The sequence below is a fragment of the Scandinavium sp. M-37 genome, from assembly GCF_043558715.1.
Lineage (GTDB): Bacteria > Pseudomonadota > Gammaproteobacteria > Enterobacterales > Enterobacteriaceae > Scandinavium > Scandinavium vulneris_A.
The window spans coordinates 1-25,900 of the sequence record NZ_JBIGIN010000013.1 but is presented as its reverse complement, the minus strand read 5'-3'; the positions used below and the strand labels follow the sequence as shown (position 1 = coordinate 25,900).

Annotated in this window: 26 protein-coding genes and 1 pseudogene; 16 read left to right on the top strand and 11 right to left on the bottom strand. The window is 57.4% G+C overall.

From position 1 onward, the window contains the following. Position 1: 1 nt before the first annotated feature. The 6 genes from entE to ACG0Z5_RS11335 all read left to right on the top strand — a co-directional run bounded on the left by entE (position 2) and on the right by ACG0Z5_RS11335 (position 6,261). The gene (gene entE, locus ACG0Z5_RS11360) at positions 2-1,612 is read left to right on the top strand and encodes a (2,3-dihydroxybenzoyl)adenylate synthase EntE (protein ID WP_394447398.1); all 1,611 of its coding nucleotides are present in this window, start codon (positions 2-4) and stop codon (positions 1,610-1,612) included. An 11-nt stretch (positions 1,613-1,623) separates the two neighbouring features. Then, a complete protein-coding gene (locus tag ACG0Z5_RS11355) occupies positions 1,624-2,475 on the top strand; it encodes an isochorismatase family protein (protein ID WP_394447396.1) in 852 nt (283 codons plus the stop codon). Then, entirely contained in the window at positions 2,475-3,230 is a 756-nt protein-coding gene (gene entA, locus ACG0Z5_RS11350) for a 2,3-dihydro-2,3-dihydroxybenzoate dehydrogenase EntA (protein WP_394447394.1), read from the top strand. Before ACG0Z5_RS11355 ends, entA begins: the two co-directional genes overlap by 1 nt. Next, positions 3,230-3,643, top strand: a complete 414-nt coding sequence (gene entH, locus ACG0Z5_RS11345) for a proofreading thioesterase EntH (RefSeq protein ID WP_394447392.1) — start codon at positions 3,230-3,232, stop codon at positions 3,641-3,643. The genes entA and entH overlap by 1 nt, the downstream gene beginning before the upstream one ends. A gap of 203 nt (positions 3,644-3,846) precedes the next feature. Further along, entirely contained in the window at positions 3,847-5,952 is a 2,106-nt protein-coding gene (cstA, locus tag ACG0Z5_RS11340; protein WP_394447390.1) for a pyruvate/proton symporter CstA, read from the top strand. A 111-nt stretch (positions 5,953-6,063) separates the two neighbouring features. After that, complete coding sequence (locus ACG0Z5_RS11335) at positions 6,064-6,261, top strand: YbdD/YjiX family protein (protein WP_110511097.1); 198 nt, start codon at positions 6,064-6,066, stop codon at positions 6,259-6,261. Between the two features lie 10 nt (positions 6,262-6,271). Here the strand turns inward: ACG0Z5_RS11335 and ACG0Z5_RS11330 are convergent, their stop codons facing one another. From ACG0Z5_RS11330 to ACG0Z5_RS11315, 4 genes are all read right to left on the bottom strand, one after another. Then, positions 6,272-6,679, bottom strand: coding sequence for a helix-turn-helix domain-containing protein (locus ACG0Z5_RS11330; protein WP_394447387.1), 408 nt, complete (start codon positions 6,677-6,679; stop codon positions 6,272-6,274). Continuing rightward, a complete protein-coding gene (locus ACG0Z5_RS11325) occupies positions 6,654-6,971 on the bottom strand; it encodes a type II toxin-antitoxin system RelE family toxin (RefSeq protein WP_394447385.1) in 318 nt (105 codons plus the stop codon). Before ACG0Z5_RS11325 ends, ACG0Z5_RS11330 begins: the two co-directional genes overlap by 26 nt. A gap of 206 nt (positions 6,972-7,177) precedes the next feature. Then, entirely contained in the window at positions 7,178-7,921 is a 744-nt protein-coding gene (locus ACG0Z5_RS11320; RefSeq protein WP_394447383.1) for a 3-oxoacyl-ACP reductase family protein, read from the bottom strand. Between the two features lie 93 nt (positions 7,922-8,014). Continuing rightward, entirely contained in the window at positions 8,015-9,109 is a 1,095-nt protein-coding gene (locus ACG0Z5_RS11315) for an oxidoreductase (protein WP_394447381.1), read from the bottom strand. 162 nt (positions 9,110-9,271) lie between these two features. Between ACG0Z5_RS11315 and ACG0Z5_RS11310 the strand changes: the two genes are divergently transcribed. Genes ACG0Z5_RS11310 through ACG0Z5_RS11295 form a run of 4 tightly spaced genes read left to right on the top strand, consistent with a single transcriptional unit; the run spans position 9,272 to position 14,121 of the window. Further along, positions 9,272-10,774 carry a sugar ABC transporter ATP-binding protein gene (locus ACG0Z5_RS11310; RefSeq protein ID WP_394447542.1) on the top strand — a complete coding sequence of 501 codons (1,503 nt, stop codon included), beginning with the start codon at positions 9,272-9,274 and terminating at the stop codon, positions 10,772-10,774. After that, positions 10,771-11,769, top strand: coding sequence for an ABC transporter permease (locus ACG0Z5_RS11305; protein WP_394447379.1), 999 nt, complete (start codon positions 10,771-10,773; stop codon positions 11,767-11,769). Before ACG0Z5_RS11310 ends, ACG0Z5_RS11305 begins: the two co-directional genes overlap by 4 nt. A gap of 49 nt (positions 11,770-11,818) precedes the next feature. Next, positions 11,819-12,883 (top strand): sugar ABC transporter substrate-binding protein, encoded by a 1,065-nt coding sequence (locus ACG0Z5_RS11300; protein WP_394447377.1) that lies wholly within the window; start codon positions 11,819-11,821, stop codon positions 12,881-12,883. Further along, the gene (locus tag ACG0Z5_RS11295; protein ID WP_394447375.1) at positions 12,880-14,121 is read left to right on the top strand and encodes an LVIVD repeat-containing protein; all 1,242 of its coding nucleotides are present in this window, start codon (positions 12,880-12,882) and stop codon (positions 14,119-14,121) included. The genes ACG0Z5_RS11300 and ACG0Z5_RS11295 overlap by 4 nt, the downstream gene beginning before the upstream one ends. Before the next feature lie 33 nt (positions 14,122-14,154). On the opposite strand, the gene mtnK is transcribed toward ACG0Z5_RS11295, so the two are convergent. Next, on the bottom strand, positions 14,155-15,354 hold the full coding sequence (gene mtnK / locus ACG0Z5_RS11290; RefSeq protein ID WP_394447373.1) for an S-methyl-5-thioribose kinase: 1,200 nt from the start codon (positions 15,352-15,354) through the stop codon (positions 14,155-14,157). A gap of 119 nt (positions 15,355-15,473) precedes the next feature. On the opposite strand from mtnK, the gene mtnA reads away from it, so the two are divergent. The 3 genes and pseudogenes from mtnA to ACG0Z5_RS11275 form a co-directional block, all read left to right on the top strand. Next, complete coding sequence (mtnA, locus tag ACG0Z5_RS11285) at positions 15,474-16,496, top strand: S-methyl-5-thioribose-1-phosphate isomerase (protein ID WP_394447371.1); 1,023 nt, start codon at positions 15,474-15,476, stop codon at positions 16,494-16,496. Continuing rightward, the gene (locus ACG0Z5_RS11280) at positions 16,493-16,945 is read left to right on the top strand and encodes a GNAT family N-acetyltransferase (RefSeq protein ID WP_394447368.1); all 453 of its coding nucleotides are present in this window, start codon (positions 16,493-16,495) and stop codon (positions 16,943-16,945) included. The genes mtnA and ACG0Z5_RS11280 overlap by 4 nt, the downstream gene beginning before the upstream one ends. Next, a pseudogene (locus ACG0Z5_RS11275) lies at positions 16,944-17,078 on the top strand (polyketide cyclase); the annotation flags it as partial. The gene ACG0Z5_RS11280 and the pseudogene ACG0Z5_RS11275, both read left to right, overlap by 2 nt. Before the next feature lie 137 nt (positions 17,079-17,215). Here ACG0Z5_RS11275 and ACG0Z5_RS11270 read toward each other — a convergent pair. Genes ACG0Z5_RS11270 through ACG0Z5_RS11260 form a run of 3 tightly spaced genes read right to left on the bottom strand, consistent with a single transcriptional unit; the run spans position 17,216 to position 19,055 of the window. Then, positions 17,216-17,758: a 1,2-dihydroxy-3-keto-5-methylthiopentene dioxygenase gene (locus ACG0Z5_RS11270; RefSeq protein WP_394447366.1), complete on the bottom strand. Its 543-nt coding sequence runs from the start codon at positions 17,756-17,758 to the stop codon at positions 17,216-17,218. Then, a complete protein-coding gene (gene mtnC / locus ACG0Z5_RS11265; RefSeq protein WP_394447364.1) occupies positions 17,755-18,444 on the bottom strand; it encodes an acireductone synthase in 690 nt (229 codons plus the stop codon). Before mtnC ends, ACG0Z5_RS11270 begins: the two co-directional genes overlap by 4 nt. Further along, positions 18,441-19,055: a methylthioribulose 1-phosphate dehydratase gene (locus ACG0Z5_RS11260; protein WP_394447362.1), complete on the bottom strand. Its 615-nt coding sequence runs from the start codon at positions 19,053-19,055 to the stop codon at positions 18,441-18,443. The genes mtnC and ACG0Z5_RS11260 overlap by 4 nt, the downstream gene beginning before the upstream one ends. 118 nt (positions 19,056-19,173) lie before the next feature. Between ACG0Z5_RS11260 and ACG0Z5_RS11255 the strand changes: the two genes are divergently transcribed. Beyond that, positions 19,174-20,334, top strand: coding sequence for a pyridoxal phosphate-dependent aminotransferase (locus ACG0Z5_RS11255; protein WP_394447360.1), 1,161 nt, complete (start codon positions 19,174-19,176; stop codon positions 20,332-20,334). Here ACG0Z5_RS11255 and ACG0Z5_RS11250 read toward each other — a convergent pair whose 3' ends face one another. The 3 genes from ACG0Z5_RS11250 to dsbG form a co-directional block, all read right to left on the bottom strand. Continuing rightward, the gene (locus tag ACG0Z5_RS11250) at positions 20,335-20,973 is read right to left on the bottom strand and encodes an IbrB-like domain-containing protein (RefSeq protein WP_394447358.1); all 639 of its coding nucleotides are present in this window, start codon (positions 20,971-20,973) and stop codon (positions 20,335-20,337) included. It abuts the gene before it with no gap. Then, complete coding sequence (locus ACG0Z5_RS11245) at positions 20,946-22,169, bottom strand: phosphoadenosine phosphosulfate reductase (RefSeq protein WP_394447356.1); 1,224 nt, start codon at positions 22,167-22,169, stop codon at positions 20,946-20,948. The genes ACG0Z5_RS11250 and ACG0Z5_RS11245 overlap by 28 nt, the downstream gene beginning before the upstream one ends. Positions 22,170-22,389: 220 nt before the next feature. Further along, positions 22,390-23,136 (bottom strand): thiol:disulfide interchange protein DsbG, encoded by a 747-nt coding sequence (dsbG, locus tag ACG0Z5_RS11240; protein WP_394447354.1) that lies wholly within the window; start codon positions 23,134-23,136, stop codon positions 22,390-22,392. A 358-nt stretch (positions 23,137-23,494) separates the two neighbouring features. Between dsbG and ahpC the strand changes: the two genes are divergently transcribed. Next, the gene (gene ahpC / locus ACG0Z5_RS11235; RefSeq protein ID WP_319626923.1) at positions 23,495-24,058 is read left to right on the top strand and encodes an alkyl hydroperoxide reductase subunit C; all 564 of its coding nucleotides are present in this window, start codon (positions 23,495-23,497) and stop codon (positions 24,056-24,058) included. A 125-nt stretch (positions 24,059-24,183) separates the two neighbouring features. Beyond that, on the top strand, positions 24,184-25,749 hold the full coding sequence (gene ahpF / locus ACG0Z5_RS11230; RefSeq protein ID WP_394447352.1) for an alkyl hydroperoxide reductase subunit F: 1,566 nt from the start codon (positions 24,184-24,186) through the stop codon (positions 25,747-25,749). Positions 25,750-25,900 lie beyond the last annotated feature (151 nt).

Sequence of the window (25,900 nt, the reverse complement as noted above, 5' to 3'; positions counted from 1 at the left end):
GATGAGTGTTGCATTTACGCCCTGGCCGCCGGAGCTGGCGGCCCGTTACCGGGCAAAGGGGTACTGGCAGGATCTGCCGCTGACCGACATTCTGACGCGTCACGCCGACAGCGAGCGGCTGGCGGTGATCGACGGCGATCGCCGCATTACCTACCGTGAACTGAACGCGCAGGTGGATAACCTGGCGTCGTCGTTGCAGCGTCAGGGGCTGCAAGCGGGGGAAACCGCGCTGGTGCATCTGGGCAACGTAGCGGAATTTTATATCGCGCTATTCGCACTGCTGCGTATCGGCGTGGCCCCGGTGAATGCGCTGTTCAGCCATCAGCGCAGCGAACTGCAGGCCTACGCCACGCAAATTCAACCGGCGTTAGTGATTGCCGACCGGGAGCATGCCCTGTTTGCCGATGACGCCTTCCTCAACGACTTTGTCGACCAGCACGACTCGGTGCGCATCGTGCTGCTGCGTAACGACCATGGGGAACACAATCTTGCGGCGGCCATGGCGCAGCCTGCGGATAATTTTGTGCCGTCACCCACTGACGCAGGCGAAGTGGCTTTCTTCCAACTGTCTGGCGGCAGTACCGGTACGCCGAAGCTTATTCCTCGCACCCATAACGATTATTACTACAGCATTCGCCGCAGCAATGAGATTTGCGCCTTTGATGCGACCACGCGCTATCTGTGCGCGCTGCCTGCGGCACACAACTACGCCCTAAGTTCCCCCGGGGCGCTCGGGGTGTTCCTCGCGGGCGGCTGCGTCATTCTGGCCGCCGACCCGAGCGCCACGCTCTGTTTCCCGCTGATTGAACAGCATCAAATTAACGTCGCGGCGCTGGTGCCTCCGGCGGTGAGCCTGTGGTTGCAGGCCGTTCATGACGACAACAGCCAGGCGCAATTAGCCTCCCTGACGCTGTTACAGGTGGGCGGCGCTCGGTTGTCGGCCACGCTGGCGGCACGTATTCCGGCGGAAATCGGCTGTCAGCTGCAGCAGGTGTTCGGCATGGCGGAAGGGCTGGTGAACTACACCCGTCTGGACGATCCGCTGGAACGTATCATCCACACCCAGGGCTGCCCGATGTCGCCGGATGACGAAGTCTGGGTCGCCGACGCCGAGGGCAATCCGCTCCCGCGTGGCGAAGTGGGCCGTCTGATGACCCGCGGGCCGTATACCTTCCGCGGTTATTACAACAGCCCGGAGCACAACGCCAGCGCCTTCGATGCCAACGGTTTCTACGGCTCGGGCGATCTGATTTCAATCGACGAACACGGCTACATCACGGTACAGGGGCGCGAGAAAGATCAGATCAACCGTGGCGGGGAAAAGATAGCCGCCGAGGAAGTCGAAAACCTGCTGTTACGCCACGAGGCGGTGATCCACGCCGCACTGGTCAGCATGGAAGATAGTCTGCTCGGCGAAAAGAGCTGCGCGTATCTGGTGGTCAAAACCCCGCTGAAGGCGGTGGCCGTCCGTCGTTTCCTGCGTGAGCAGGGCGTTGCTGAATTCAAGCTGCCGGACCGGGTGGAGTGCGTGGACGCGCTGCCGCTGACGCCGGTGGGAAAAGTCGATAAAAAACAATTACGTCAGTGGATTGCGGACCGCGCCCTGGCCTGAAGGAGAAGAGTATGGCAATTCCAAAACTGCAGGCTTATGCGCTGCCCACCGCCGCTGATATCCCGGCTAACAAAGTGGACTGGGCCTTTGAGCCTCAGCGCGCTGCGCTGCTTATTCATGATATGCAGGAGTATTTCCTCAACTTCTGGGGTGAAAATAGCGCGATGATGGAGACCGTGGTCGCCAATATCAAAGCCCTGCGTGACTTTGCCAAACAACACAATATTCCGGTTTACTACACCGCCCAGCCGAAAGAGCAGAGCGATGAAGACCGCGCCTTGCTGAATGATATGTGGGGGCCGGGCCTGACCCGCTCCCCGGAACAGCAGCGGGTGATTGCCGCCCTCGCGCCAGACGAAGCCGACACCGTGCTGGTCAAATGGCGCTATAGCGCTTTCCACCGCTCGCCGCTGGAGCAGATGCTCAAAGAGACCGGGCGCAACCAGCTGGTCATCACCGGGGTGTATGCGCACATCGGCTGCATGACCACCGCCACCGACGCGTTCATGCGGGATATCAAACCGTTCTTCGTGGCCGATGCGCTGGCGGATTTCAGCCGCGACGAACATCTGATGTCGCTGAAATACGTGGCCGGGCGTTCCGGGCGCGTAGTGATGACCGAAGAACTGCTCCCGCTGCCGGGGTCAAAAGCGGCACTGCGGGCGGTGATCCTGCCGCTGCTGGATGAATCCGACGAACCGCTGGATGACGAAAACCTGATTGATTACGGTCTGGATTCGGTACGGATGATGGCCCTGGCGGCGCGCTGGCGCAAAATTCACGGCGATATCGATTTTGTGATGCTGGCGAAGAATCCAACGATTGATGCCTGGTGGGCGCTGCTGTCCCGCGAGGTGAAGTGATGGCCGGATTCGATTTTCACGGCAAAACGGTATGGGTGACCGGGGCGGGCAAAGGTATTGGTTACGCCACCGCCCGGGCATTTGTTGAGGCCGGGGCAGACGTCACCGGTTTCGACCTGGCGTTTGAACAGGCTGACTATCCTTTCACCACGGTGAAAATGGACGTCGCGGATCCGCAGCAGGTGCTGCTGGTCTGTGCGCCACTGTTGCATGACCTGGCGCGGCTCGACGTGCTGGTCAACGCCGCCGGAATTTTACGCATGGGCGCGACGGACGCGTTGAGCCAGGCCGACTGGCAGCAGACCTTCGCGGTCAACGTCGGCGGGGCGTTCAATTTGTTCCAGCAGACAATGGCGAAATTTCGTCAACAGCAGGGGGGGGCGATTGTCACCGTCGCCTCAGATGCGGCGCACACCCCGCGCATTGGCATGAGCGCATACGGCGCATCGAAAGCGGCGCTGAAAAGCCTGGCCCTGACCGTCGGGCTGGAACTGGCGGCGAGCGGCGTGCGTTGCAATATTGTCTCGCCAGGCTCCACCGACACCGACATGCAGCGCACGCTGTGGGTCAGCGATGATGCCGAACAGCAGCGCATTCGCGGCTTCGGCGAGCAGTTCAAACTCGGCATTCCGCTGGGGAAAATTGCCCGCCCGCAGGAAATCGCCAGCACCATTCTGTTCCTCGCCTCTGATTGCGCCAGCCACATTACGTTGCAGGATATCGTGGTCGACGGCGGCTCGACCCTGGGGGCGTGATGATCTGGACGCGTCGATTAAGCCTTGAAGACCTGAATGCCACCAGTGAAGCAACGATGGTAGCGCATCTGGGCATTGTCTATACCCGCCTCGGAGACGACTCCCTGGAAGCCGAAATGCCGGTCGATGCGCGAACCCATCAGCCGTTTGGCCTGCTGCACGGCGGAGCGTCGGCGGCACTGGCGGAAACGCTCGGCTCGATGGCGGGGTATCTGATGACCCGCGACGGGCAGTGCGTGGTCGGCACCGAACTGAACGCCACCCATCATCGGGCGGTATCGCAGGGCAACGTGCGCGGCGTGTGTCAGCCGCTGCATCTCGGCAGACAGACCCAAAGCTGGGAAATCGTGGTGTTCGATGAGCAGGGACGGCGCTGCTGTACCTGCCGGTTAAGCACCATGGTGATAGGGTAATTCCGGGCACTGGTCACGTTGGATCGGCAAGCAACGCGCCGCCGGGCATTGTCTGATTGTCCGGTGGCGCTGCGCTGACCGGACCTACGACAGTGATCTGCTTAACATTGTCGAATTTTTCAACGGTTATCAGGTTGTTAAATCCATCAGGGGTGTTATAGATACAAAATGTAACATCTTCCCCTCACTGATGGAATTTGACCATGAACAACCCAGGGAAATACCTGATATGGGCCATTCTCTCGATCGTGGGAGCCTTCGCCCTCGGCTATATCGCGCTCAATCGTGGTGAACAAATCAATGCCTTATGGATTGTCGTCGCGGCAGTCTGTATCTATCTCATCGCCTATCGTTTTTACGGTCTCTACATCGCCAAAAAAGTGCTGGCGGTCGACCCGACGCGCATGACGCCTGCGGTGCGCCATAACGACGGTCTCGATTATGTTCCGACCGATAAAAAAGTGCTGTTCGGTCATCATTTTGCGGCAATTGCCGGGGCGGGGCCGCTGGTTGGCCCGGTGCTGGCGGCGCAGATGGGCTATCTGCCGGGGATGATCTGGATCCTCGCAGGTGTGGTGCTGGCCGGGGCGGTACAGGACTTTATGGTGCTGTTCGTCTCGACCCGTCGTGACGGACGCTCGCTCGGTGAACTGGTGAAAGAGGAAATGGGCGCAACCGCAGGCGTGATTGCGCTGGTAGCGACCTTCATGATCATGGTCATCATCCTCGCGGTGCTGGCGATGATCGTGGTGAAAGCCCTGACCCACAGCCCGTGGGGGACCTACACCGTGGCGTTCACCATCCCGCTGGCGATTTTCATGGGGATTTATATTCGCTATCTGCGTCCGGGACGTATTGGCGAGGTGTCGGTGATTGGCCTGGTGATGCTGATTTTCGCCATTATCTCTGGCGGCTGGGTAGCGGAGAGCCCAACGTGGGCACCGTGGTTTGATTACACCGGCGTTCAGTTGACGTGGATCCTGGTGGGCTATGGCTTCGTGGCGGCGGTGCTGCCGGTGTGGCTGCTTCTGGCGCCGCGTGACTATCTCTCGACCTTCCTGAAAATCGGCACCATCGTCGGACTGGCGATCGGCATTCTGATCCTGCGCCCGACGTTGACCATGCCTGCGTTGACTAAATTCGTGGACGGCACCGGCCCGGTGTGGACCGGCAGCCTGTTCCCGTTCCTGTTTATCACTATCGCCTGTGGGGCGGTATCGGGCTTCCATGCCCTGATTGCCTCAGGCACCACGCCGAAGATGCTGGCTAATGAAGGCCAGGCCTGCCTGATCGGTTACGGCGGGATGCTGATGGAGTCGTTCGTGGCGATCATGGCGCTGGTAGCGGCCTGTATCATTGATCCCGGCGTGTACTTCGCGATGAACAGTCCGATGGCGGTGCTGGCTCCGGCAGGAACCACCGACGTGGTGGCCTCTGCGGCGCAGGTGGTCAGCAGTTGGGGCTTTGCGATTACGCCGGATACCCTGACGCAAATTGCGAAGGAGGTTGGCGAGCAGTCAATTATCTCCCGCGCGGGCGGGGCGCCGACGCTGGCGGTGGGCATGGCCTATATTCTGCACGGTTCGCTCGGCGGGTTGATGGATGTCTCCTTCTGGTATCACTTTGCGATTCTGTTCGAGGCGCTGTTTATTCTCACCGCGGTCGATGCCGGAACGCGTGCGGCGCGCTTTATGTTGCAGGACTTATTAGGGGTGCTCAGCCCGAACCTGAAACGTACCGATTCGTTACCGGCGAACCTGCTGGCGACGGCGCTTTGCGTGCTGGCGTGGGGCTACTTCCTGCATCAGGGCGTGGTCGATCCGCTCGGCGGGATCAACACTCTGTGGCCGCTGTTCGGGATCGCCAACCAGATGCTGGCGGGCATGGCGCTGATGCTCTGTGCGGTGGTGTTGTTCAAGATGAAACGTCAGCGTTATGCCTGGGTGGCTTTGGTGCCCACCGCGTGGCTGCTGATTTGTACCCTGACCGCAGGCTGGCAGAAAGCGTTCAGCCCGGATACTAAAGTCGGTTTCCTCGCCATCGCCAACAAGTTCCAGGCGATGATCGACAGCGGTAAAATTCCGGCGCAGTATACCGAGTCTCAGCTGTCGCAGCTGGTGTTTAACAACCGTCTGGATGCCGGTCTGACCATCTTCTTTATGGTGGTGGTCGTGGTGCTGGCGCTGTATTCGGTGAAAACCGCACTGACGGCACTGAAAAACGACAAACCGACGGCGAAAGAGACGCCGTATGAGCCGATGCCGGAAGATGTTCAGCAGATTGTGGCGCAGGCCAAGAGCGCACATTAAGTTGGGTTGCCCCTCACCCTAACCCTCTCCCCATAGGGGCGAGGGAAAGTTTTCTCCTTCTCCCCTATGGGGAGAAGGTCGGGATGAGGGGAAAACACCACAGGAGTTTCTATGTTCGACACACTTTCAAAAGCTGGAAAATACCTCGGCCAGGCGGCCAAAATGATGATTGGCGTGCCTGACTACGACAACTACGTCGCCCACGTGCGCCTGACCCATCCGGACCAGACGCCGATGACCTATGAAGAGTTTTTCCGCGAACGGCAAGACGCCCGCTACGGCGGTAAAGGCGGCGCGAAGTGCTGTTAGCGCCGGAGAATTACCCCTCTTTCGGCAGAAACAGGCTGATTTGCTCCTGCGTGCAGCCGTAAATTGCGGCCAGTTTTTCACGCGTGCGTTTTTGCGGGCGGGAGTCCACCGCTTCGAGTTGTGATACCGCCGACTGGGTAATGCCCAGTTTGTCTGCCACCTCTTGTTGTGACAGACCACGGTAAATGCGCCATGCGGCCTGCAGGCTGACGCTTTCATCGATCGTCAGGCAGACGACTTCATGGGGAATAGCGATATCGTCGTATTCATCATGCTCAATAGGGATTTCCTCCCAGTTTTCTGCTTCTTTTTCATCTTCGACCGGCAGTCGGTCCAGCATCAAGTTGAACCAAACGTGGTAAGGCACCACGACATACTCGGTGTTCCCTTTTTCATCTTTTATAAACTGTATATTCATAGGGCATCTGTTCCTCATGAAAGGTATATGTTTTTGACGTTCTGCGCCGTACCGCCACGACAAAGCAGATTTTAAGATCCTCACCGCGATGGGTGAAGATAACCCGATAATCCCCTACTCTGAGCCGATAGTGATCTGCTGGTGACGTCAGTTTCTGAAGATCCAACTGCGGGGCTCTATTGTCGCTGAGGCATTCTAATTTCATCCTGATGCGCTGCTTGTAACGTTGGTCTATAGACATCAGATCTTTTTTTGCCGATTTCGACCACTGGATCGTTAATTTCATTTGCATAGTATTCCCTTACGAACATAAGTAAATAATTAGATTATTAGTGATGGTTGTATTAGAAAATATCTCACACTTTAGACTGCGTGGAAGAAGAGAGAAAGCAGGCGATGTTTACGCTGCGAGGCAGGCTGGGCGCGCCTCTGCCGGAGGGCAGAGGCTTGCATAAAAATGGGAAGGGGGGTCGCAAAAGCAAAAGTTTGAAAACGGACTCAGGCGTTCACGCCGCCGTCGACGTCCAGTCCGGTGCCGGTGATTTGCCCGGCGGCGGGGCTGGCGAGGAAAGTGACCGCGGCGGCGATATCCTCGGGTTTACCGTAATGACCTAGCGCAATATGCTGCAGTTGGCCTTTGGCCTCTTCCCCGTCAGCCGGGTTCATGTCGCTGTCCGTCGGGCCGGGATGGACCAGATTGACGGTGATCCCTTTCGGGCCTAAATCGCGGGCCAATCCACGGGTGAACGAGTTCAGCGCGGATTTGCTCATCGAATACACTGCAATGCCTTCAAACGCTACGCGGTTCGCCAGACAGCTGCCGATATTGATGATTCGGCCACCCTGACCGAGATGCGCCAGCGCGGCCTGGGTCGCAATCACCACCCCGCGAATGTTGACCCCAATCACCGCATCAATATCCTCCAGCGACATCGATTCCAGCGGGCCGCCGCGCGCAATTCCGGCGTTGTTGACCAGAATATCCAGCCCGCCGAGGGTTTCAGCGGTCTGATTTACCGCCTGCACAATGGCCTCGGCATTGCTGCTGTCGGCCTGAATGGCGTGGCCTTTACGGCCCAGGGCGCGAATTTCCTCCGCCACGGCCTGCGCTTTATCCGCCGATTTTTCGTAAGTGATAACCACATCAGCCCCGGCATTCGCCAGCGACAGCGCGATAGCCCGTCCAAGCCCACGACTGGCCCCGGTGACCAGGGCGCGTTTACCTGTCAGATCGATCTGCATAGTAACTCCAGGTGATAGTTGAGAATCATCACTAGTTATAGAGGGCGAAAAGCCCCCGTCAATTGGCGAAACGAGGGGTATAGATTTAGACGTTCAGAATGAAGCGCTTAGGGCTTCAACCTTTACAAATGCGGCGCGCAGTGAGTCGGTGGTGACGGGCACCGGCAGGGCATGAATGGATTCAACCGGGCGTAAGGTATGCGCAATAACCTTTTCCAGTGCGGCACTGTCGTTAATATCGACCTCAAGTTCTGCCAGGGAGGTCGGCAGGTTGAAACGCTGATAGGCCGCGACCAGACGGGCCAGAACCTCGTCCTGCCCGAGTAGCGCGCTTTGCACCAGAATGCCGTAGGCGACTTTGGTGCCGTGCAGGTATTTCTCGGTCTGCGGCAGGACCGTCAGCCCATTGTGAACCGCGTGGGCCGCGGCGACACGGGTATAGCGCTCGCCCAGGCCGCCGACCATTCCGCCTCCGGCGATAATCGCATCCACTACGTCGAGAAAGGCCCGGCTCAATTTCCCCTGGCGTTGATCCGCCAGCGCCGCCTCGCTGTGTTCGAGCAGCACATCGTGGATTGCCAGCGCGCCGTTTAAGCCGAGCCGGACCGTTAACGGCAGTTCATCCGGCGTGGGGGCCAGCACCACCGCTTCATACCATTTCGCGAGCGTATCGCCGATGCCCGCCAGCAGATATTCCGCAGGGGCGTTGAGGATCACGTCCGGTTCGACCAGCACCAGAAAATTGGCGTCGTCGAATATCTCAAACTGTAACGCTTGTCCGGCATCGTTGTACCACACCGATAGCGGCGTCCACGCGGCGCAGGTAGCGGCCACGGTCGGTAAGCCTACGAACGGCACCCCGCGTCGACGGGCTACGGCTTTGGCGGTGTCCAGCACCGTCCCACCGCCGACGCCAATCACCACCGACGGATTTTCCCCGCCACTTTCGGCCAGGGCGCTGACGTCACGCTCGCTGCAATGCCCCTTGAACAGCAGATGCGTCGCGCCGTCAGTTTCAAACGCAGAGGGCAGGAAAGGGCGGGCCCCTTCGAGGGCGCGTTCGCCGTAAATCCACACCGCGCGGGAAAGCTGGTCCGGCGTGAAGAAGTCCGCCAACCGCTGAAAACTGCCGCGATGCGAGAAATAGTTGGCGGGCCCGACGACCACACGAATATCGGTGTTGCTCATTTGTTATGTCCTTGTGTATTATCGCTCCCCAGATGGTATGTCTGGACATCTGGAAGGCTAATATTATTTTGCTTTATCTTATGCCTTTTACGCCGTTGTCTGTCAACGGCGGGTGTGGAACAGTCCACGAATCAGACGATTAACGATAAGGGTATGCAGCGAATGGTAGCCAATCGCCTTGAGATGCGTGGTATCAGCCTGGCCTTCTCCGGTTTTAAGGCCTTAACGCAGGTGGCGTTCACGCTCACAGGCGGATCGGTGCATGCGCTGACCGGGGCCAACGGCGCAGGAAAATCGACGCTGATGGCGGTGCTGTGCGGCACCTATGACCATTACGAAGGCGAGATTGTCATTAACGATGAGGCGGTCGGCATCCGTTCCCCCCGTGATGCCAAACAGCTGGGTATCCATCTGGTGCAGCAGGAAGTCGACGTGGCGCTGGTGCCGGGGCTGTCGATTGCCGAAAACATCCTGCTCGACCATCTGGCCGATCCGGGATATCGCTTCAGCTGGCGGCAGGTGCGTCAGCAGGCCAGGGCAGCACTGGCGCAGCTTGACGTGGATCTCGACGTTAAGCGTTCAATCGACAGCTGTTCACTGGCGGAAAAACAGCAAATTTTGCTGGCGCGGGCGTTGTCGCACCGCTGCCGTTTTCTGATCCTCGATGAGCCCACGGCCCCGCTCGACAGCCACGAAAGCGAGCGCCTGTTTGCGGTGGTGAAACGTCTGCAACAGCAGGGCATCGGGGTGGTGTTTATCTCGCACCGTATTCATGAGTTAAAAGCGATTTGCGACACCCTGACGGTGCTGCGCGACGGTCGCTTAATCGAAAGCGGCCCGATGGCGCGACTGAGCGGCGAGCAGATCGTTGAGAAAATGCTCGGCCACGAACTGACTGACATTTTCCCGCCGCGCCGTGAAGCACATAGCGATGAGGTGGTGTTGCAGGTCGATGGCCTGCACGACCCGCATCTGCTGCGGGACATCTCGTTGCGCCTGCGCAAAGGCGAGATTCTCGGTATCGCCGGGTTGGCGGGGGCCGGGAAAACCGAGCTGTGCAAAGCGCTGTTTGGCGCCAGCAAATGCCGGGTTGACCGCGCCGAGCTGAACGGCCAGCCGTGGCGGCCGCGTGACCCGGCGGATTCCGTCACCCGAGGACTGGCGCTGGTACCCGAGGAGCGGCGTAAAGAGGGGATTTTTATCGACGAATCTATCGGCATGAATCTGGCGGTGGGGGCAGATAACAGCTTCTCGCGCTGGAGCCTGTTCGGTCATCGTCAGGCGTGGCGCTGGGCAGAAGAGGTGATTGCCCGGGTTGGCATTCGCACCATTGGCCCAGGGCAAACGCTGCGTCGTCTGTCCGGCGGCAATCAGCAGAAAGTGGCGATCGGTAAATGGTTGCGCGGTAACGCCAGCGTGCTGATTTTTGACGAGCCGACCAAAGGGGTCGACGTCAAAGCCAAAACCGACCTGTTTAACCTGATTGATGGCCTGGCCCGGGAAGGCAAAGGCGTGATTTATGCCTCCGGCGAATTCGCCGAGCTGGTCGGCCTGTGTGACCGCATCTGCGTCCTGTGGGATGGGCGCATTGTGGCAGAAGTGGCGGGCGCTGACGCCCGCGAAGAAACCCTACTTTATTACTCCACCGGAGGAGCGGCGTCGTGAGCAAGGCCCTGACAGTTAAGGCGACGGCATCGGGCCGTCAGCAGTTTTTCGATTTTCTCTATAAGTGGGGCATGTTGCTGACCGTGGTCGCGCTGGTGGTGATTTTTGGCCTCGCCTCGGACAACTTCCTCGACCCGTTCAACATCATCAACATTTTGCGATCCATCGCAATCGTGACGGTGATTGCGGTTGGGGTGTCGATTTCCCTGACCGTCGGCGGGTTCGATCTGTCGGTTGGGTCAACCGCCTCACTGGCCAACGCGCTGGTGATTTCCCTGTTCGTCTGGCACGGGTTTGGCACCACCGAAGCCATCGTGGTCACCCTGCTGCTGTGTACCCTGGTCGGGCTGTTTAACGCATTTTTGATTGTCATTCTGCGCATCCCCGACATGCTCGCGACGCTGGCCAGCCTGTTCGTAGTGCAGGGCGTGGCGGCGACCTACAGCTTCGGCGGATCGGTAACCGAAAACATGGTCCTGCCGAGCGGAGAGATGGCGGAGGGCACTATTCCGGCGGCGTTCGGCCTGCTCGGTCAGGTGCCGACCATCGTGATTATCATGCTGGTGGTCACCGTGGTAGCACAGCTGGCGCTGTCGCTAACCACCCACGGTCGGCGGATGTATGCCATAGGCGGCAATCCGGAGGCCGCGCGCCTCTCCGGCCTGCGTACGACCCGTTACAAAGTGGCGGCGTATGTGATCGCCTCGCTGCTCGCCGGGCTGGGCGGCATTCTGCTGGCTTCGCGTATTGGCTCCTCGCAGGTTAACGCGGGCAGTGGGTATCTGATGGATGCGGTGGCGGCGGCGTGGATTGGCTTCTCGCTCGCCGGTTCGGGCAAGCCTAATGCGCTGGGTACGCTGGTCGGCGCGGTGATTTTGGGCGTGCTGTCGAACGGGCTGGTGATGCTGTCGGTTCCGTATTACGCCATGGATATTATCAAAGGTCTGGTGCTGGCTGGCGCGCTGGCGCTGACCTATTTTCAGCGCCGAACATAACAATAAGTCAGACATAACAACACTCAACACAACATTCAGGGTAAAGATAATGAAAAAAATCACGCTGTCGCTTATCGCACTGGGCTTGTTCAACGCCGTTAATGCCTTTGCGGAAACCCCGACGCCGGTTCCGGCGGCGATCGCCAACCACAGCGGACCGATCCGCATTGCGGTTATTCGTAATCTCGGCTCGGACGACAACACCACCCAGTTCGTTTCCGGGGCGATTCAGGAAGGCAAGAAGCTCGGCTTTAAGGTCAGCACTTTTTTGAGCAACGGTGATGACGCCAAATTCCAGGACTTCGTCAATCAGGCGATCAGCCAGAAATATGACGGGATCATCCTGTCCCAGGGCCGCGACCCGTACTCCACCGCGCTGGTGAAAAAAGCCGTGGACGCGGGCATCAAAGTAGCGGTGTTTGATACCGCCGTGAACGGGGAGATCCCTGGCGTGACCGTCACTCAGCAGGATGACGCCTCTCTGACCGATCTCTCGTTCGGCCAGCTGGTGAAGGATTTCAACGGCAAAGCCAACATTATCAAACTGTGGGTGGCCGGTTTCCCACCGATGGAGCGTCGTGAAGCGGCCTACAAAACGCTGCTGAAACAGAATCCGGGCATCAAAGAGCTGGAATCTATTGGCGCGGTCTCCTCCGACGTGCAGGGTGATACTGCCAACAAAGTCGGCGCGGTGCTGGCGAAATACCCGAAAGGCAAAATCGACGCTATCTGGGGCACCTGGGATGCGTTCAGCCAGGGCGCATATAAGGCGCTGAAAGAGAACGGTCGTACCGAAATCAAACTCTACAGCATCGACGTTTCCAACCAGGATTTACAGCTGATGCGCGAAGCGGGCAGCCCGTGGAAAGTCAGCGTGGCGGTGGATCCAAAACTGATCGGTGCCACCAACGTGCGCCTGATAGCGAATAAAATCGCCGGGGAACCGACGCCTGCCACCTATGATTTCAAAGCCGCGGCGATCCCGCAGGCGCTGCTGGCGGCGCAACCGGGTGCGGTGAACGTGGCGAGCCTCGGCAAAATCATCCCATGCTGGGGCCAGACCGAAGATTTTATCGCCCCGTGGTTCGCCACCCTTGAAGCGAAAGCCAAATGAGTGCCTGGCCGACGCCTGACTACAGCCGCAATATGCGGCTGATCGGGCACAGCGACCAGGGCGGCAGACCGGATGGTGTGCAGCTGATGGTCCATCGCGGTTATGCGTATATCGGACATATGGTGTCGCAAGGGTTTTCCGTGGTTGACGTGCGCGACCCGAAAAACCCGAAAACGGTGGCGTATATTCCTGCGCCGCCGGGCACCTGGAATGTGCATTTGCAGGCCCATGACGATCTGCTGTTGGTGATCAACGCCCGCGACCTGTTCGCTGACGCGCGCTTTGCCGATGAAAAGGTGTATTACACCCGTTCCGTCGGCGAAACGGTCAGCGACGTGCAGGACCAAGGCTGGAGCGCAGGGCTGCGGGTGTTTGATATTTCCACCCCGGATAAGCCGCGTGAAATCAGCTTCCTGTCACTCAACGGGATCGGCATTCACCGCATCTGGTATGTCGGTGGGCGTTGGGCGTACGTCTCGGCCCTGATTGAGGGCTTTAGCGATTACATCTTCCTGACCATTGATTTAGCCGACCCGCGCAGGCCGGAAGTGGCGGGGCGCTGGTGGCTGCCGGGCATGAATCAGGCGGCAGGAGAAACGCCCGACTGGCCCGAGGGTAAACGTTATGCGCTGCATCATGCGATTATCGCCGGGGATACCGCCTACGGTAGCTGGCGCGACGGTGGGTTAACGATTCTCGACGTTAAAGACCGTACCGCACCGAAGCTGATTGCCCATCGCAACTGGAGTCCGCCGTTCGGTGGTGGGACGCATACCGCCCTGCCGTTGCCGGACCGCGACCTGCTGGTGGTGCTGGACGAAGCGGTGCTCGATAATCAGGCAGACGGCGAGAAGCTGATATGGCTGTTTGATATTCGCGAACCGTCGAACCCGGTCAGCATTGCCACCTTCCCGCAGCCCGATGAAACGGACTACGTGGCGAAAGGCGCACATTTTGGACCGCACAATCTGCATGAGAACCGGCCAGGCAGCTTTGTCAGTTCGACCCTGATTTTTGCGACTTATCAGAATGCGGGCGTGCGTGCCTACGACATTACTAATCCGTATCGCCCGGTGGAAACCGGGGCGCTGGTGCCTGCCGCGCCGCAGCGAATGATGGACACCCGGCCAGGCCGTCCACGGATTATTCAGTCGTGCGATGTGTTCGTCGATGCGCAGGGGATTATCTACAGCACCGATTACAACGGCGGGCTGTCGGTGATTGAGTATCTGGGATAAGTAAAACCCTCGCCGCAGGCGAGGGGCTCAGGCTCAGCTGTACTGGCGAACCCGGGCAATCAACGCATCCGCACCGTCAATTTTGTCTGCCAGCACAATCAGTGCCCGACCCAACGCAATCGCATGGCGCAAACATTCGTGGCGCATGGCGTCATCTTTAATGGTGTCGATATCCGCCACGTGCGACAGGCCCACGCTGCGGCGAATTAGCTCCGTGCCGCAGAAACCGACCGCATCGTGCCACACCTTTTTCAGGAATTCGCTGGCATAACCCGGGAAAGCGAGCGCCGCATCGCGGGATTTTTCCGTCGCCAGCGCCTGGAAACGCTCGGCAAAGGTGTTCCACAGTTCCTGAATATCGGCCAGACGCTGCTCGCGTCCGGCGGCGGCATCGCGAATGCCTAACTGGCCCGGTAGGCCGCAGTAGTTCAACAGCAGATTGCCAATCGCGGTGCCGATGTCAAAGCCGATGGGGCCAAAGTAACCAAACTCCGCGTCGATCGCCTTCAGGCTACCGTCTGCCACAAAAATCGACCCGCTGTGAATGTCTCCGTGCAAAAGCGCTTCGGCCTGTGAGAAGAAACGGTGCTTCAGCGAGGCGACCGCCAGTTTGAGCTGAACGTCATCGCGCAGGGCGGCCACGTCGGCGTCGAGTTCTGCCGGATAATTATTACGCTCGTGTACCTGGTACGGGTCGTTGAAGAACAAGTCTTCCGTAATTTCGCACATTTCCGGGTTGATGAAATTTGCCACCTGGGCCTTTTTCTGGTGCGGATGCAGGTAAAAATCACTGGTGTGAAACAGGGTCTGCGCCAGGTAATGCCCGAGCTGTTGCGCGGCCTGGGGGTAATACGCTCCCTGAATCAGCTCTCCGCGCCAGATGCGGTGGTCGGACAAATCTTCCATCACCATCACCGCCAACTGCGGATCGAAATGGTGGATTTTGACCGTGTGTTCCGGGGCGTGCTGGTAATGCTCCACCAGGGTCTGCGCTTCGAGACGGGCGCGATCCAGCGTTAAGGGCCAGGATTCGCCCACGCAGCGCACATAGGGCAGGGCCTGTTTGACGATAACGCGGCTCACGCCGTGCGTATCGAAAATTTTAAACACCAGGTTAAGGTTGCCGTCGCCGACCTCCTGCGCCGAAATCAGCTCGGACGGGTCTGCAAGCCCACCAAATTGCTGCGCATAGGCCACCGCATCGTGGGCTGTGAAGGTATGGTATTGCGACATTGCCTCGATCCTCATGTTCTCTTGATCAGATAGCCAGAAATAAAGCCATTCAGACGTCTATACATCTGGAATTCATCCTGACACAATGTGACACAACAACGCAACAGGGATTTAACGATATGCAGACATTACAGACCACCAGCCTGCGGGTGCGGGACAATCAGCTGTTTATTCTGGATCAGCAGGCGCTGCCGCAGGAGTCGCGCTGGCTGGATGCCAATAGCGTCGAGGCGCTGGTGGGCCATATTCACGCCCTGCGGGTGCGCGGTGCCCCGCTGATTGGTCTGTCGGCCAGCCTGCTGTTGGCGCTACTGGCGGAGCGGGGCCTGAACCGCGACCAGTTGTTGGATGCGCTGGAAACGCTGCGTGCCTCGCGCCCGACGGCGGTGAACCTGATGAATAACCTCGACCGGATGAAGCTCGCGTTAGCGCAGGAACGTTTCGTGCCCGGGCTGGTGGCTGAAGCCTTGCGCTTGATCGAAGAAGATAAACAGCTGTGCGAGCGTATCGCCCTGGCGGGGAGCCAACTGGTGAAACCCGGCAGCCGTCTGCTGACCCACTGCAATACCGGCGGGCTGGCGACGGCGGGCGTGGGCACCGCGCTTGGGGTGATCAATTTCGCCCATCGGCAGGGTAACGTCGCTAACGTCTGGGTGGATGAAACCCGTCCGCTGTTGCAGGGCGGGCGGCTGACCGCGTGGGAGCTCGGCGAGCTTAGCGTGCCGTACCAACTGATCACCGATTCGATGGCGGCGAGCCTGATGGCGAAAGGGCAGGTGGATGCCGTGTGGGTCGGGGCTGACCGCATCGCTGCCAACGGCGATGTGGCCAATAAAATCGGCACCTATTCCCTGGCGGTGCTGGCGAAATTCCACGGTATTCCGTTCTACGTTGCCGCCCCGCAAACCACTCTCGACCCGAACTGCCCAAACGGGGAGGCCATCCCGATTGAACAGCGCGCTGCGGCCGAAGTCACCGGCGTAGCGGGCAGTTTTGGTGCCGTGCAGTGGGCGCCAGAAGACGCGCAAGTCTACAACCCGGCGTTCGACGTCACGCCCGCAGCGCTTATCAGCGGCTGGGTTTTGGATACCGGCGTGGTCACCCCGACAGAAGTGGCGGCGGGGAGGTTTGCACAACGATGATTAGGGTGGAACCCTCCGATCCGCGCTCGAGCGAATCGCAACAACTTATCGCGCAGCTGACGGCAGAACTCGCCCGCATCACCGGAGAGGGGGGAACAGCCTCGTTCAGCCTCGAGGATATAGAGAGTGAACGTGCGATGTGGGTGTTGGCCAGAAATCAGCAGGGAGAATCCATCGGGTGTGGCGCGATCAGACCCTTATCAGCCGACACGGCGGAGCTAAAACGCATGTACTCGACCGGGCGTGAACCGGGCACGGGGCACGCACTGTTACTGGCATTGGAAGCCGCGGCTATCGGGCTGAATTACCGTTATATCCTGCTCGAAACCCGAAAAGTCAATCAGCGTGCGGTCGCCTTTTATTTAAAGCAGGGATACCAGGTTACGGAAAACTACGGCAGGTATGTTGGCAGAGATGAAGCCATCTGCTTTCGCAAGGCATTATCCTGAGGGGCAAGCCCGTAACACCGCCATTGCCCCCCATGCGACCGCTAAAATCCGTCAGCAGCATGAGCAGATGGGTTTCCACGAAGGATGGGGGATAGTGCTGGATCAACTGGTGGCGTATGCGAAGGGGTTGAAGGAGGGAGTGTCGCAGTGTTGTTGGGCAACGGTGTCGTCTGATGCCCTCACCCCGGCCCTCTCCCGCAGGGAGAGGGAGAAAACCGCACCGGACATTCCCTCTCCCTGAGGGAGAGGGTTAGGGTGAGGGGGAAAGCGTTACGCCAGTTTCGGATATCCCGCCGCAATCTCACTCCCGGTGAACTGCGCAATCCAACCCTCTGGATTATCGAAGATGCGGATGGCGGTGAAGTTCGGCTCCGACCCCATATCAAACCAGTGCGGCGTGCCTGCGGGCACTGAAATCAGATCGTTTTTCTCGCACAGCACCTGATACACCTCATTGCCGATATGCAGGCAAAATAGCCCTGCGCCTTCCACAAAGAAACGCACTTCGTCTTCACCGTGAGTATGCTCGTTGAGGAATTTCTCACGCAGAGCCTCCTTCTGCGGGTTGTCGGCGCGCAGGCTGATCACATCCCAGCTCTGGTAGCCTTTTTCCTGCACCAGTTTGTCGATCGCGTGTTGGTAGGCGTGAATCACCGTTTCCGGGGTGGGATTGACGCCCAGATCCCGGTCCGCCTGCCAGCGTTCGAAGCGCACGCCTTTACCGTTCAGCTGCTGCTGAATTTCATGGCCGTCGGTGCTGTGCCAGGTCGGCTCGCTGGCGTGAGTATCAGAGAAAATAGTCAGGGCGCTCATGAGGGGATCTGCTCCGGATGAATTTTATCGAAACGAGGAACCTGATGATGGTGACTGGCCGTATCGCCGTCGCCACGAATTAACTGCACGGTACGAAACCCGGCCTGCTCGGCGGCGTCCAGCTCCTGATGAATATCGGACAGGAACAGGATATGCCCGGCAGAGTGGCCAATGTGCTCAGCGATGGTCTGATAAGACTGCACCTCGCGCTTGGCGCCCACGTGGGTGTCAAAGTACCCGCTGAACAGATGAGTAATATCACCTTCGTCGCTGTAGCCAAATAACAGTTTTTGCGCTGCAACCGAGCCGGAGGAATATACATACAGATCAATGCCTTCTGACTTCCACTTTTCGAGTGTTGGCAATACATCCGGGTAGAGATGACCGGTGAAATCCCCGTTCACGTAGCCGTCGCGCCAGATTAACCCTTGCAGCGCTTTCAGGGCGGTAGATTTGCGGTCCTCATCCATAAAGGCGAACAGCGTTGGGATGAGCTCGGCGGGGCTGGCGTTCGGCTGAGCGATCTCCTCGCGCAGATTTTCCAGAATCGATTTTACCGGGTCGGAAAACTGTTGGTCGGTGATAAACGCCGCCAGACGCTCACGCGCATAGGGAAACAACACGTTGTGGACGAAGCGAATATCGCTGGTGGTGCCTTCAATGTCGGTCACAATGGCGCGGATCATGGTTTCTCCAGTTGACGTAAGCGCAGTTCGCATTCAAATAAAAATTCCAGCCCTTCCAGATGACGGCGGGCTTCAGCCACGTCGCGTCCCCAGCAGGTCAGGCCGTGGCCGCGCAGTAAAAAGCCATAGCTGAGCGGACGTTCTGCCCCGTAGTGTTCAATGCGACGGGCGAGCCCGTCAATATCCTGGTCGTTGTCGAATACCGGAATGGCGACGCTGTCGAGATGGCTGCTCTGACCGCGCAGTGATTTTTGCATCTCATAGCCGTGCAGAACCAGTTCGGCCGATTTTTCGATCCGAGACAGCACGGTAGCGTTCGCCGTGTGGACGTGCAGCACCGCGCCGGCCTCGGGAAACAGGCGATAGATCAGGGTGTGTAGGCCCGTTTCGGCAGAGGGTTTGCGCCCGGAGGGCGCCTGATTGGAGGCTATCTCGACCTGTAAAAAATCGGCATGGGTCAGGCTGCCTTTGTCTTTGCCGGATTCACTCAGCCAGCACCAACGGTCGTCTTCCCGGACGGACATATTGCCGCCAGTCGCGGGGGCCCAGCCTTTGGCCCCTATCCAGTGACAGGCTTCGACGAGGGCAGTGAGTTGCGGGTGTACGGTCATTTACCATTCTCCGACAGGAATATCGTTATCGTTTAGACGTCTAAGCGTCTTGATTGCCAAATACTAACATCGTGTTATAGTGGCAGCAACAACCGCATTACATTCGGGTAAAACGAGCATGAGCAACAACCGTCTGATTCCGCAAAGCAAACTCCCTAATCTTGGCACCACGATCTTTACGCAGATGAGCGCGTTGGCGCAGGAGTTTCAGGCGATTAACCTGTCGCAAGGATTTCCGGATTTTGACGGGCCACATTATTTACAGCAACGTCTGGCGCATCATGTTGCACAGGGTGCCAATCAGTATGCGCCGATGACCGGTGTCCCGGCGTTACGGGAAGCGATCGCTGCGAAAACAGCGGAGCTGTACGGCCACACGCCGGATGCCAATACCGACATCACCGTGACGGCGGGGGCGACAGAAGCCCTGTATGCGGCGATCACTGCCCTGGTGCGCGAAGGTGATGAAGTTATCTGTTTTGACCCGAGCTATGACAGCTACGCGCCCGCGGTGGCGCTTTCCGGCGGGGTGCTGAAGCGTATCGCCCTGCAACCGCCGCATTTTCGCGTCGACTGGCAAGCGTTCACTCAACTGCTGAGTGAGAAAACCCGGCTGGTTATCCTCAATACGCCGCATAATCCGTCGGCGACGGTGTGGCAGAAAAGTGATTTTGCAGCGCTGTGGCAGGCGATTGCCGGGCACGAAATTTATGTGCTGAGTGATGAAGTGTATGAACATATTAGTTTTGCAGACGTTGGCCATGCCAGCGTCCTGGCGCACCCTCAACTGCGCGAGCGCGCGGTGGCGGTGTCGTCGTTTGGCAAAACCTTCCACATGACCGGCTGGAAAGTGGGCTACTGCGTGGCACCCGCGGCAATCAGTGCCGAACTGCGTAAAGTGCATCAGTATCTGACCTTTGCCGTTAATACGCCGGCGCAGCTTGCGCTGGCGGATATGCTGCGCAGCGAGCCGCAGCATTATCGTGAGTTACCGGAATTTTACCGCGCGCGTCGGGACTTATTTATCAACGCGCTCGGTAACAGTCGGCTGGAAATTTTGCCGTGTGAAGGCACTTATTTCCTGCTGGCCGACTACAGCGCCATTTCCGATATGGACGATGTCAGTTTCTGCCAGTGGCTGACCAAAGAAGTGGGCGTGGCGGCCATTCCGCTGTCGGTATTCTGCGCCGATCCGTTCCCGCATAAGCTGATTCGTTTGTGCTTTGCGAAGCAGGAATCGACGCTGTTAGCCGCCGCTGAAAAGCTGTGCAAACTGTAATTATTTTACCGTCCAGGCCTGGGAGAATTGACGGTCGCTGAACATATCCAGCAGGCCGTTAATTTGCCGCAGGCGCAGGACTTCATCGCTGTCCATCCCTAGCTCTAATCCCATTTTCTCATCGGTCCAGCCGAGCTGGCTTAGCTCGCGCACAATCTCTGACATGGCGTTGATTTGATGGCGGCCTCTGGCGCGGTTGTGGCGAATGGTTGAGGCCATGCGCCCGGACACTTCATCGCTGTCGCATTGCAGAACGCTGACCGGCACGTAGCCCTTCAGCGTCTTTTTCAGGCTGCTTTTCGTTTTCGCCAGAAGATGACGATGGAAGCCGTCGACAATCTCATATTGGTGCTGTTTTTGCTCGTGTACCACGATTGGCTGGGTAAACCCATCGCTTTCAAGCGACTTCAGTAGCAGCTTTTTCTCCGGCGGGGCGACGTTGTTGGGGTTGTAATCGTTCGGTGCAATGTGTTCGTGTTTGATCCACAGCACGCAGTCGACGGGCTGATCCTTAAAGGGACTCTCATGGTGTAGCGCGAGTCTGAACCGATTAATAGCTTCAATGCGTTCCGCTTCTGACAGCGTTGTCAGCCAGGCAGTCATCTGTTCGATCATTTGTTGTTGCATAAAATCCCCCATTCCTGGCGCTTTTTCGCCATCCGTTGGTTGTAGCGCTGATAGTGCTGTGATTTTGTCGGGCTAAACGACAGCGTCCGACACCAGTAATCGTTGTTTAACAGAACTTTACAGATACGCCGCCACGAAGGAATGTCTTTCGAGCCGGTGTCGTTCTCTTGCGTATCAGGGATATCCTCCATGCCCTGTTTTTGATACCAGCGGAGATAGACCGCGATTTTATTGCTGTAATGCGTGGCGGTCAGGGGCGGCATGGTTTCCAGCAGAAACAGCGCATAGGATTTCCAGCTGTAGCCGTCGGGTTTCACCAGTTTTCGGTGCCCGTAGAAATGATTATCATGCCCGGCGTAAATCCCGCCGCAGTGCGCACCACTGACGCGGGCGCACATCTTAGCCCAGCGTTCGGGCTCAAGTACGTGATACAGCCACAGTCCCTGACGTTGTTCAGGGCCAAACGGTTCACAAATTCGCATGTAGCGCAGCGGGACGCCCGCCTGATACATCATGTTATACAGGGGGTTAAAGCTGAGGCCGCTACGCGAAAACCAGGTCCAGATATCCGCCGTTTTCCAGTCATAAAGCGGGTAGATGTACCAGGTGTGCCCGCGCGGAGCCATGCTGGTCCAGGGCATGTCATCGGCAAATCGCTGTTTGCGCTGGGAAGCGACGGTCAGAAAACGGGTGTAGGACTCATCCGCGCGGATGCCAATGGTCACCGCCGCGGGGCGTTTGTTTGAGAACCATTCGGCAAAGTCACGAACGAATTGCTCAAAAGACATGCCCAGCTGATAAAAGGAAAAGAATGCCGGATCGGTGATGGCATCTTTCGGCGGTTGGCGTACCCATGGGGTACCGGGTTCCCAGCAGCGCCATTCTGGGGTGAATTGCGTCAGGGCATTCGGGGTGGTCAGCGGGAGTGCAACCCAATAAAACGTCTCAATGACATCGGCATATTCGACGCGCATTTTTTCACAATGATCGATGGTACTGCTGAATTGTGCTTCCCAGTCGATAAATATTACGCTGAACTTTTTATGGTATTTGCGCGCTAACATTCCGGTTAAATGCAGCATAACGGTGGAATCTTTGCCGCCGGAAAAGGAGACGCAAATCCGTTCAAAATTATTGAGAGTCCATGTAATGCGTTCGGTACTCGCTTCCAGAACTGTATGTTCCAACGGGAGTTTGTAGATCGACATTGTATTGGCCTTGATTATTCCTTTCAGGGTATAAATAAAAAATATATAAATTACGGATGTAAGTAAACTAAATTGTCATTTCATAAATATTCATGGTGATTATTTATTGATGACTAATATATATAAATTGAATATAACTGATTGGGAATATCTCGTTAAATCATTGGGTAAAAGAAAGTTGGGCAAGACGAATTGCGGTGGAATGCCTTGCCCCTGTGTATTATTTGTCGCCCATCATCGCTTTTAGATTATCGGCGTCGGGCAAACCGACCACTTGCTGCAGTTCATTATCTGCGTTGAGATAATATATTGCCGGTGTTGCATTTGCACCTAATGAATCCATAAGTTTCTGGTTGGTGTTTAATATTTCCATTTGCGCCGGAGGAACAGACGCCGGCACATTTAACGGTAATTTCCCGCCCGATTGTTCGTAATCATGCCAGGTTTTCGCCGGATCCTTACTGGTGAGAATGGCTGCCGCCGTGGCCGGGCTATCCGGTCGAATGACCCCAACCATCAGCGTGCGAAGCTGCACTTTGCCCGACTCAACCCATGGCCGAGCCTGTTGCCAGAACTGTTTGCAGTACGGGCAGAACGGGTCGGCGAAAACGTAAATCACGCGCGGTGCTGATTTTTTGCCGTCGAGGATCCAGTGCGCTTTTTCCATTTGCGACCACAGCTCACGGCCCGCGGGGGCATAAATTTCCTTTTGAATCATCTGCTCGCTGACATTGGCTCCTTTTTCATCGTACATATAACCCGAAATGGCGTGCTTGCCGTCCGGCGTCACGTAAATGGTGACGCCCATATCCTGATATTTTCCGAGATAGCCTTTCATCCCGCCCGGCGCATCGAAGGATTTGATTATCGTAATGCCTTGTTTCTCTATCGCTTTTACCGGGGCTGGCAGCTCTTCGGCATTGGCCAGCATCGGTAATAACGTCAGAAGCAGGGTGAGTTTGCGCATGGTAACTCCTTGTAAAATAAGTTTATGGCCGCAGGTGAATGGTTCAGCCTATCACAACCATAGAGAAGACCAGAGGCGTGTGCAATTGCGCTTACAAAACCTGAATGGTCTAATCGGCCCGCTAATACGACCTTTATCTGGGTTTTATAGAGCGCAACGCACAGCCAGCTTGCTGGCACTGAATACCCTCCCAGGGCTTTTCAGGTAACGGGGCCACCTGAAAAGGTGGCCTTTTTACGTTCAGGGGCAACAATAAGTTTGTTAGCCAGCGCTTATTGATTTGATAAAGGAAACGCATTAGCCCGATGAGTGAAAGTTGGTTACCTTAGCTCTCAACGAAAACACGGAGGAAGTACAGATGTCTTTAATTAACACTAAAATCAAACCGTTCAAAAACCAGGCTTTCAAAAACGGCGAATTCGTAGAAGTCACTGAGAAAGACACCGAAGGTCGCTGGAGCGTGTTCTTCTTCTATCCGGCTGACTTCACCTTCGTCTGCCCGACCGAACTGGGCGATGTGGCTGACCATTACGAAGAGTTCCAGAAACTGGGCGTGGATATCTACTCTGTTTCTACCGATACCCACTTCACCCATAAAGCGTGGCACAGCAGCTCTGAAACTATCGCCAAAATCAAATACGCGATGATCGGCGACCCAACAGGTGCCCTGACCCGTAACTTCGAAAACATGCGTGAAGACGAAGGCCTGGCCGACCGCGGCACCTTCATCGTTGACCCGCAGGGCATTATTCAGGCTATCGAAGTGACCGCTGAAGGCATCGGCCGTGACGCGTCTGACCTGCTGCGTAAAGTGAAAGCGGCTCAGTACGTGGCTTCCCATCCTGGCGAAGTGTGCCCGGCTAAGTGGAAAGAAGGCGACGCGACTCTGGCTCCGTCCCTGGATCTCGTCGGCAAAATCTAAGCCGTCAATGCCCGGCGGCGCTGCGCTTGCCGGGCCTACTCATCACGTAAATTCACTGAATATCATGATGCAAGCTGCCCGAACCAGGCCGCTCGCATGATGATGTTTTAAGAGAGGGAAGAACGATGCTCGACACTAACATGAAAAACCAGCTCAAGGCCTACCTTGAGAAACTGACGAAACCTGTTGAGCTGATTGCCACGCTGGACGACAGCGCTAAATCGGCAGAAATCAAGGAACTGCTGGCGGAAATCGCCGAACTTTCACCGCAGGTGAGCTTTAAAGAAGACAACAGCCTGGCGGTACGTAAGCCATCGTTTTTGATTACTAACCCAGGATCCAACCAGGGGCCGCGCTTTGCGGGCTCTCCGCTGGGCCATGAGTTTACTTCTCTGGTGCTGGCACTGCTGTGGACCGGCGGTCATCCGTCGAAAGAAGCGCAGTCGCTGCTGGAGCAAATTCGCGATATCGATGGCGATTTTGAATTCGAAACCTATTACTCGCTCTCCTGCCACAACTGCCCGGACGTGGTGCAGGCGCTGAACCTGATGGCGGTGCTCAATCCGCGCATTAAGCACACCGCCATCGACGGCGGCGTGTTCCAGAACGAAATCACCGATCGCAACGTGATGGGCGTTCCGGCGGTCTTTGTTAACGGTCAAGAGTTTGGTCAGGGTCGCATGACGCTGACGGAAATCGTGGCCAAAGTGGACACCGGCGCGGAAAAACGTGCGGCAGAAGAGCTGAACAAACGCGATGTGTATGACGTGCTGATCGTCGGCTCCGGCCCGGCGGGTGCGGCGGCGGCGGTCTATTCTGCGCGCAAAGGCATTCGTACTGGCCTGATGGGTGAACGTTTCGGTGGTCAGGTTCTCGATACTGTGGATATCGAGAACTACATCTCGGTTCCTAAAACCGAAGGCCAGAAGCTGGCGGGCGCGCTCAAGCAGCACGTGTCCGACTATGACGTCGACGTGATTGATTCCCAGAGCGCCAGCAAGCTAACGCCAGCGGCCGTCGAAGGCGGTCTGCATCAGATTGAAACAGCCTCCGGCGCGGTGCTGAAAGCGCGTAGCGTGATCATTGCCACCGGCGCGAAATGGCGCAACATGAACGTCCCGGGCGAAGACCAGTATCGTACCAAGGGTGTGACCTATTGCCCGCACTGCGACGGCCCGCTGTTTAAAGGCAAACGCGTGGCGGTGATCGGCGGCGGTAACTCCGGTGTGGAAGCGGCCATTGACCTGGCGGGTATCGTCGAGCACGTGACCCTGCTGGAATTTGCCCCGGAAATGAAAGCCGACCAGGTCCTGCAGGATAAAGTGCGCAGCCTGAAAAATGTCGACATCATTCTTAACGCGCAGACCACCGAAGTGAAGGGTGACGGCAGCAAAGTGACCGGGATTGAGTATCGTGACCGCGTCAGCGGGGATACGCACCAGGTGGCGCTGTCCGGCATCTTCGTCCAGATTGGTCTGCTGCCGAACACCACCTGGCTGGAAGGCGCGATTGAGCGCAACCGCATGGGTGAGATCATCATTGATGCTAAATGCGAAACCAGCGTGAAGGGCGTGTTTGCGGCGGGCGACTGTACTACCGTGCCGTACAAACAAATCATTATTGCGACTGGCGAAGGCGCGAAAGCCTCACTCAGTTCGTTTGATTATCTGATTCGCACCAAGACTGCATAATACAAAAAAGTAAGACGACACCTGCAATGTGAAGAGGCTACCTTTCGGTAGCCTCTTTTTTGGTTCATCGCGCCTTACCGGGGAACGCTGCTTTTATCTTCATAAAAAAGTAGTCGTTATCCCGGTATCCGTATGCCATTCGTTTTATCAC

What these genes read in the sequence shown, in the direction of transcription:
- entE (WP_394447398.1), top strand. Translation starts at nt 2, where the DNA reads ATGAGTGTTGCATTTACGCCCTGGCCGCCGGAGCTGGCGGCCCGTTAC.
- ACG0Z5_RS11355 (WP_394447396.1), top strand. Translation starts at nt 1,624, where the DNA reads ATGGCAATTCCAAAACTGCAGGCTTATGCGCTGCCCACCGCCGCTGAT.
- entA (WP_394447394.1), top strand. Translation starts at nt 2,475, where the DNA reads ATGGCCGGATTCGATTTTCACGGCAAAACGGTATGGGTGACCGGGGCG.
- entH (WP_394447392.1), top strand. Translation starts at nt 3,230, where the DNA reads ATGATCTGGACGCGTCGATTAAGCCTTGAAGACCTGAATGCCACCAGT.
- cstA (WP_394447390.1), top strand. Translation starts at nt 3,847, where the DNA reads ATGAACAACCCAGGGAAATACCTGATATGGGCCATTCTCTCGATCGTG.
- ACG0Z5_RS11335 (WP_110511097.1), top strand. Translation starts at nt 6,064, where the DNA reads ATGTTCGACACACTTTCAAAAGCTGGAAAATACCTCGGCCAGGCGGCC.
- ACG0Z5_RS11330 (WP_394447387.1), bottom strand. Translation starts at nt 6,679, where the DNA reads ATGAATATACAGTTTATAAAAGATGAAAAAGGGAACACCGAGTATGTC.
- ACG0Z5_RS11325 (WP_394447385.1), bottom strand. Translation starts at nt 6,971, where the DNA reads ATGCAAATGAAATTAACGATCCAGTGGTCGAAATCGGCAAAAAAAGAT.
- ACG0Z5_RS11320 (WP_394447383.1), bottom strand. Translation starts at nt 7,921, where the DNA reads ATGCAGATCGATCTGACAGGTAAACGCGCCCTGGTCACCGGGGCCAGT.
- ACG0Z5_RS11315 (WP_394447381.1), bottom strand. Translation starts at nt 9,109, where the DNA reads ATGAGCAACACCGATATTCGTGTGGTCGTCGGGCCCGCCAACTATTTC.
- ACG0Z5_RS11310 (WP_394447542.1), top strand. Translation starts at nt 9,272, where the DNA reads ATGGTAGCCAATCGCCTTGAGATGCGTGGTATCAGCCTGGCCTTCTCC.
- ACG0Z5_RS11300 (WP_394447377.1), top strand. Translation starts at nt 11,819, where the DNA reads ATGAAAAAAATCACGCTGTCGCTTATCGCACTGGGCTTGTTCAACGCC.
- ACG0Z5_RS11295 (WP_394447375.1), top strand. Translation starts at nt 12,880, where the DNA reads ATGAGTGCCTGGCCGACGCCTGACTACAGCCGCAATATGCGGCTGATC.
- mtnK (WP_394447373.1), bottom strand. Translation starts at nt 15,354, where the DNA reads ATGTCGCAATACCATACCTTCACAGCCCACGATGCGGTGGCCTATGCG.
- mtnA (WP_394447371.1), top strand. Translation starts at nt 15,474, where the DNA reads ATGCAGACATTACAGACCACCAGCCTGCGGGTGCGGGACAATCAGCTG.
- ACG0Z5_RS11280 (WP_394447368.1), top strand. Translation starts at nt 16,493, where the DNA reads ATGATTAGGGTGGAACCCTCCGATCCGCGCTCGAGCGAATCGCAACAA.
- ACG0Z5_RS11270 (WP_394447366.1), bottom strand. Translation starts at nt 17,758, where the DNA reads ATGAGCGCCCTGACTATTTTCTCTGATACTCACGCCAGCGAGCCGACC.
- mtnC (WP_394447364.1), bottom strand. Translation starts at nt 18,444, where the DNA reads ATGATCCGCGCCATTGTGACCGACATTGAAGGCACCACCAGCGATATT.
- ACG0Z5_RS11260 (WP_394447362.1), bottom strand. Translation starts at nt 19,055, where the DNA reads ATGACCGTACACCCGCAACTCACTGCCCTCGTCGAAGCCTGTCACTGG.
- ACG0Z5_RS11255 (WP_394447360.1), top strand. Translation starts at nt 19,174, where the DNA reads ATGAGCAACAACCGTCTGATTCCGCAAAGCAAACTCCCTAATCTTGGC.
- ACG0Z5_RS11250 (WP_394447358.1), bottom strand. Translation starts at nt 20,973, where the DNA reads ATGGGGGATTTTATGCAACAACAAATGATCGAACAGATGACTGCCTGG.
- ACG0Z5_RS11245 (WP_394447356.1), bottom strand. Translation starts at nt 22,169, where the DNA reads ATGTCGATCTACAAACTCCCGTTGGAACATACAGTTCTGGAAGCGAGT.
- dsbG (WP_394447354.1), bottom strand. Translation starts at nt 23,136, where the DNA reads ATGCGCAAACTCACCCTGCTTCTGACGTTATTACCGATGCTGGCCAAT.
- ahpC (WP_319626923.1), top strand. Translation starts at nt 23,495, where the DNA reads ATGTCTTTAATTAACACTAAAATCAAACCGTTCAAAAACCAGGCTTTC.
- ahpF (WP_394447352.1), top strand. Translation starts at nt 24,184, where the DNA reads ATGCTCGACACTAACATGAAAAACCAGCTCAAGGCCTACCTTGAGAAA.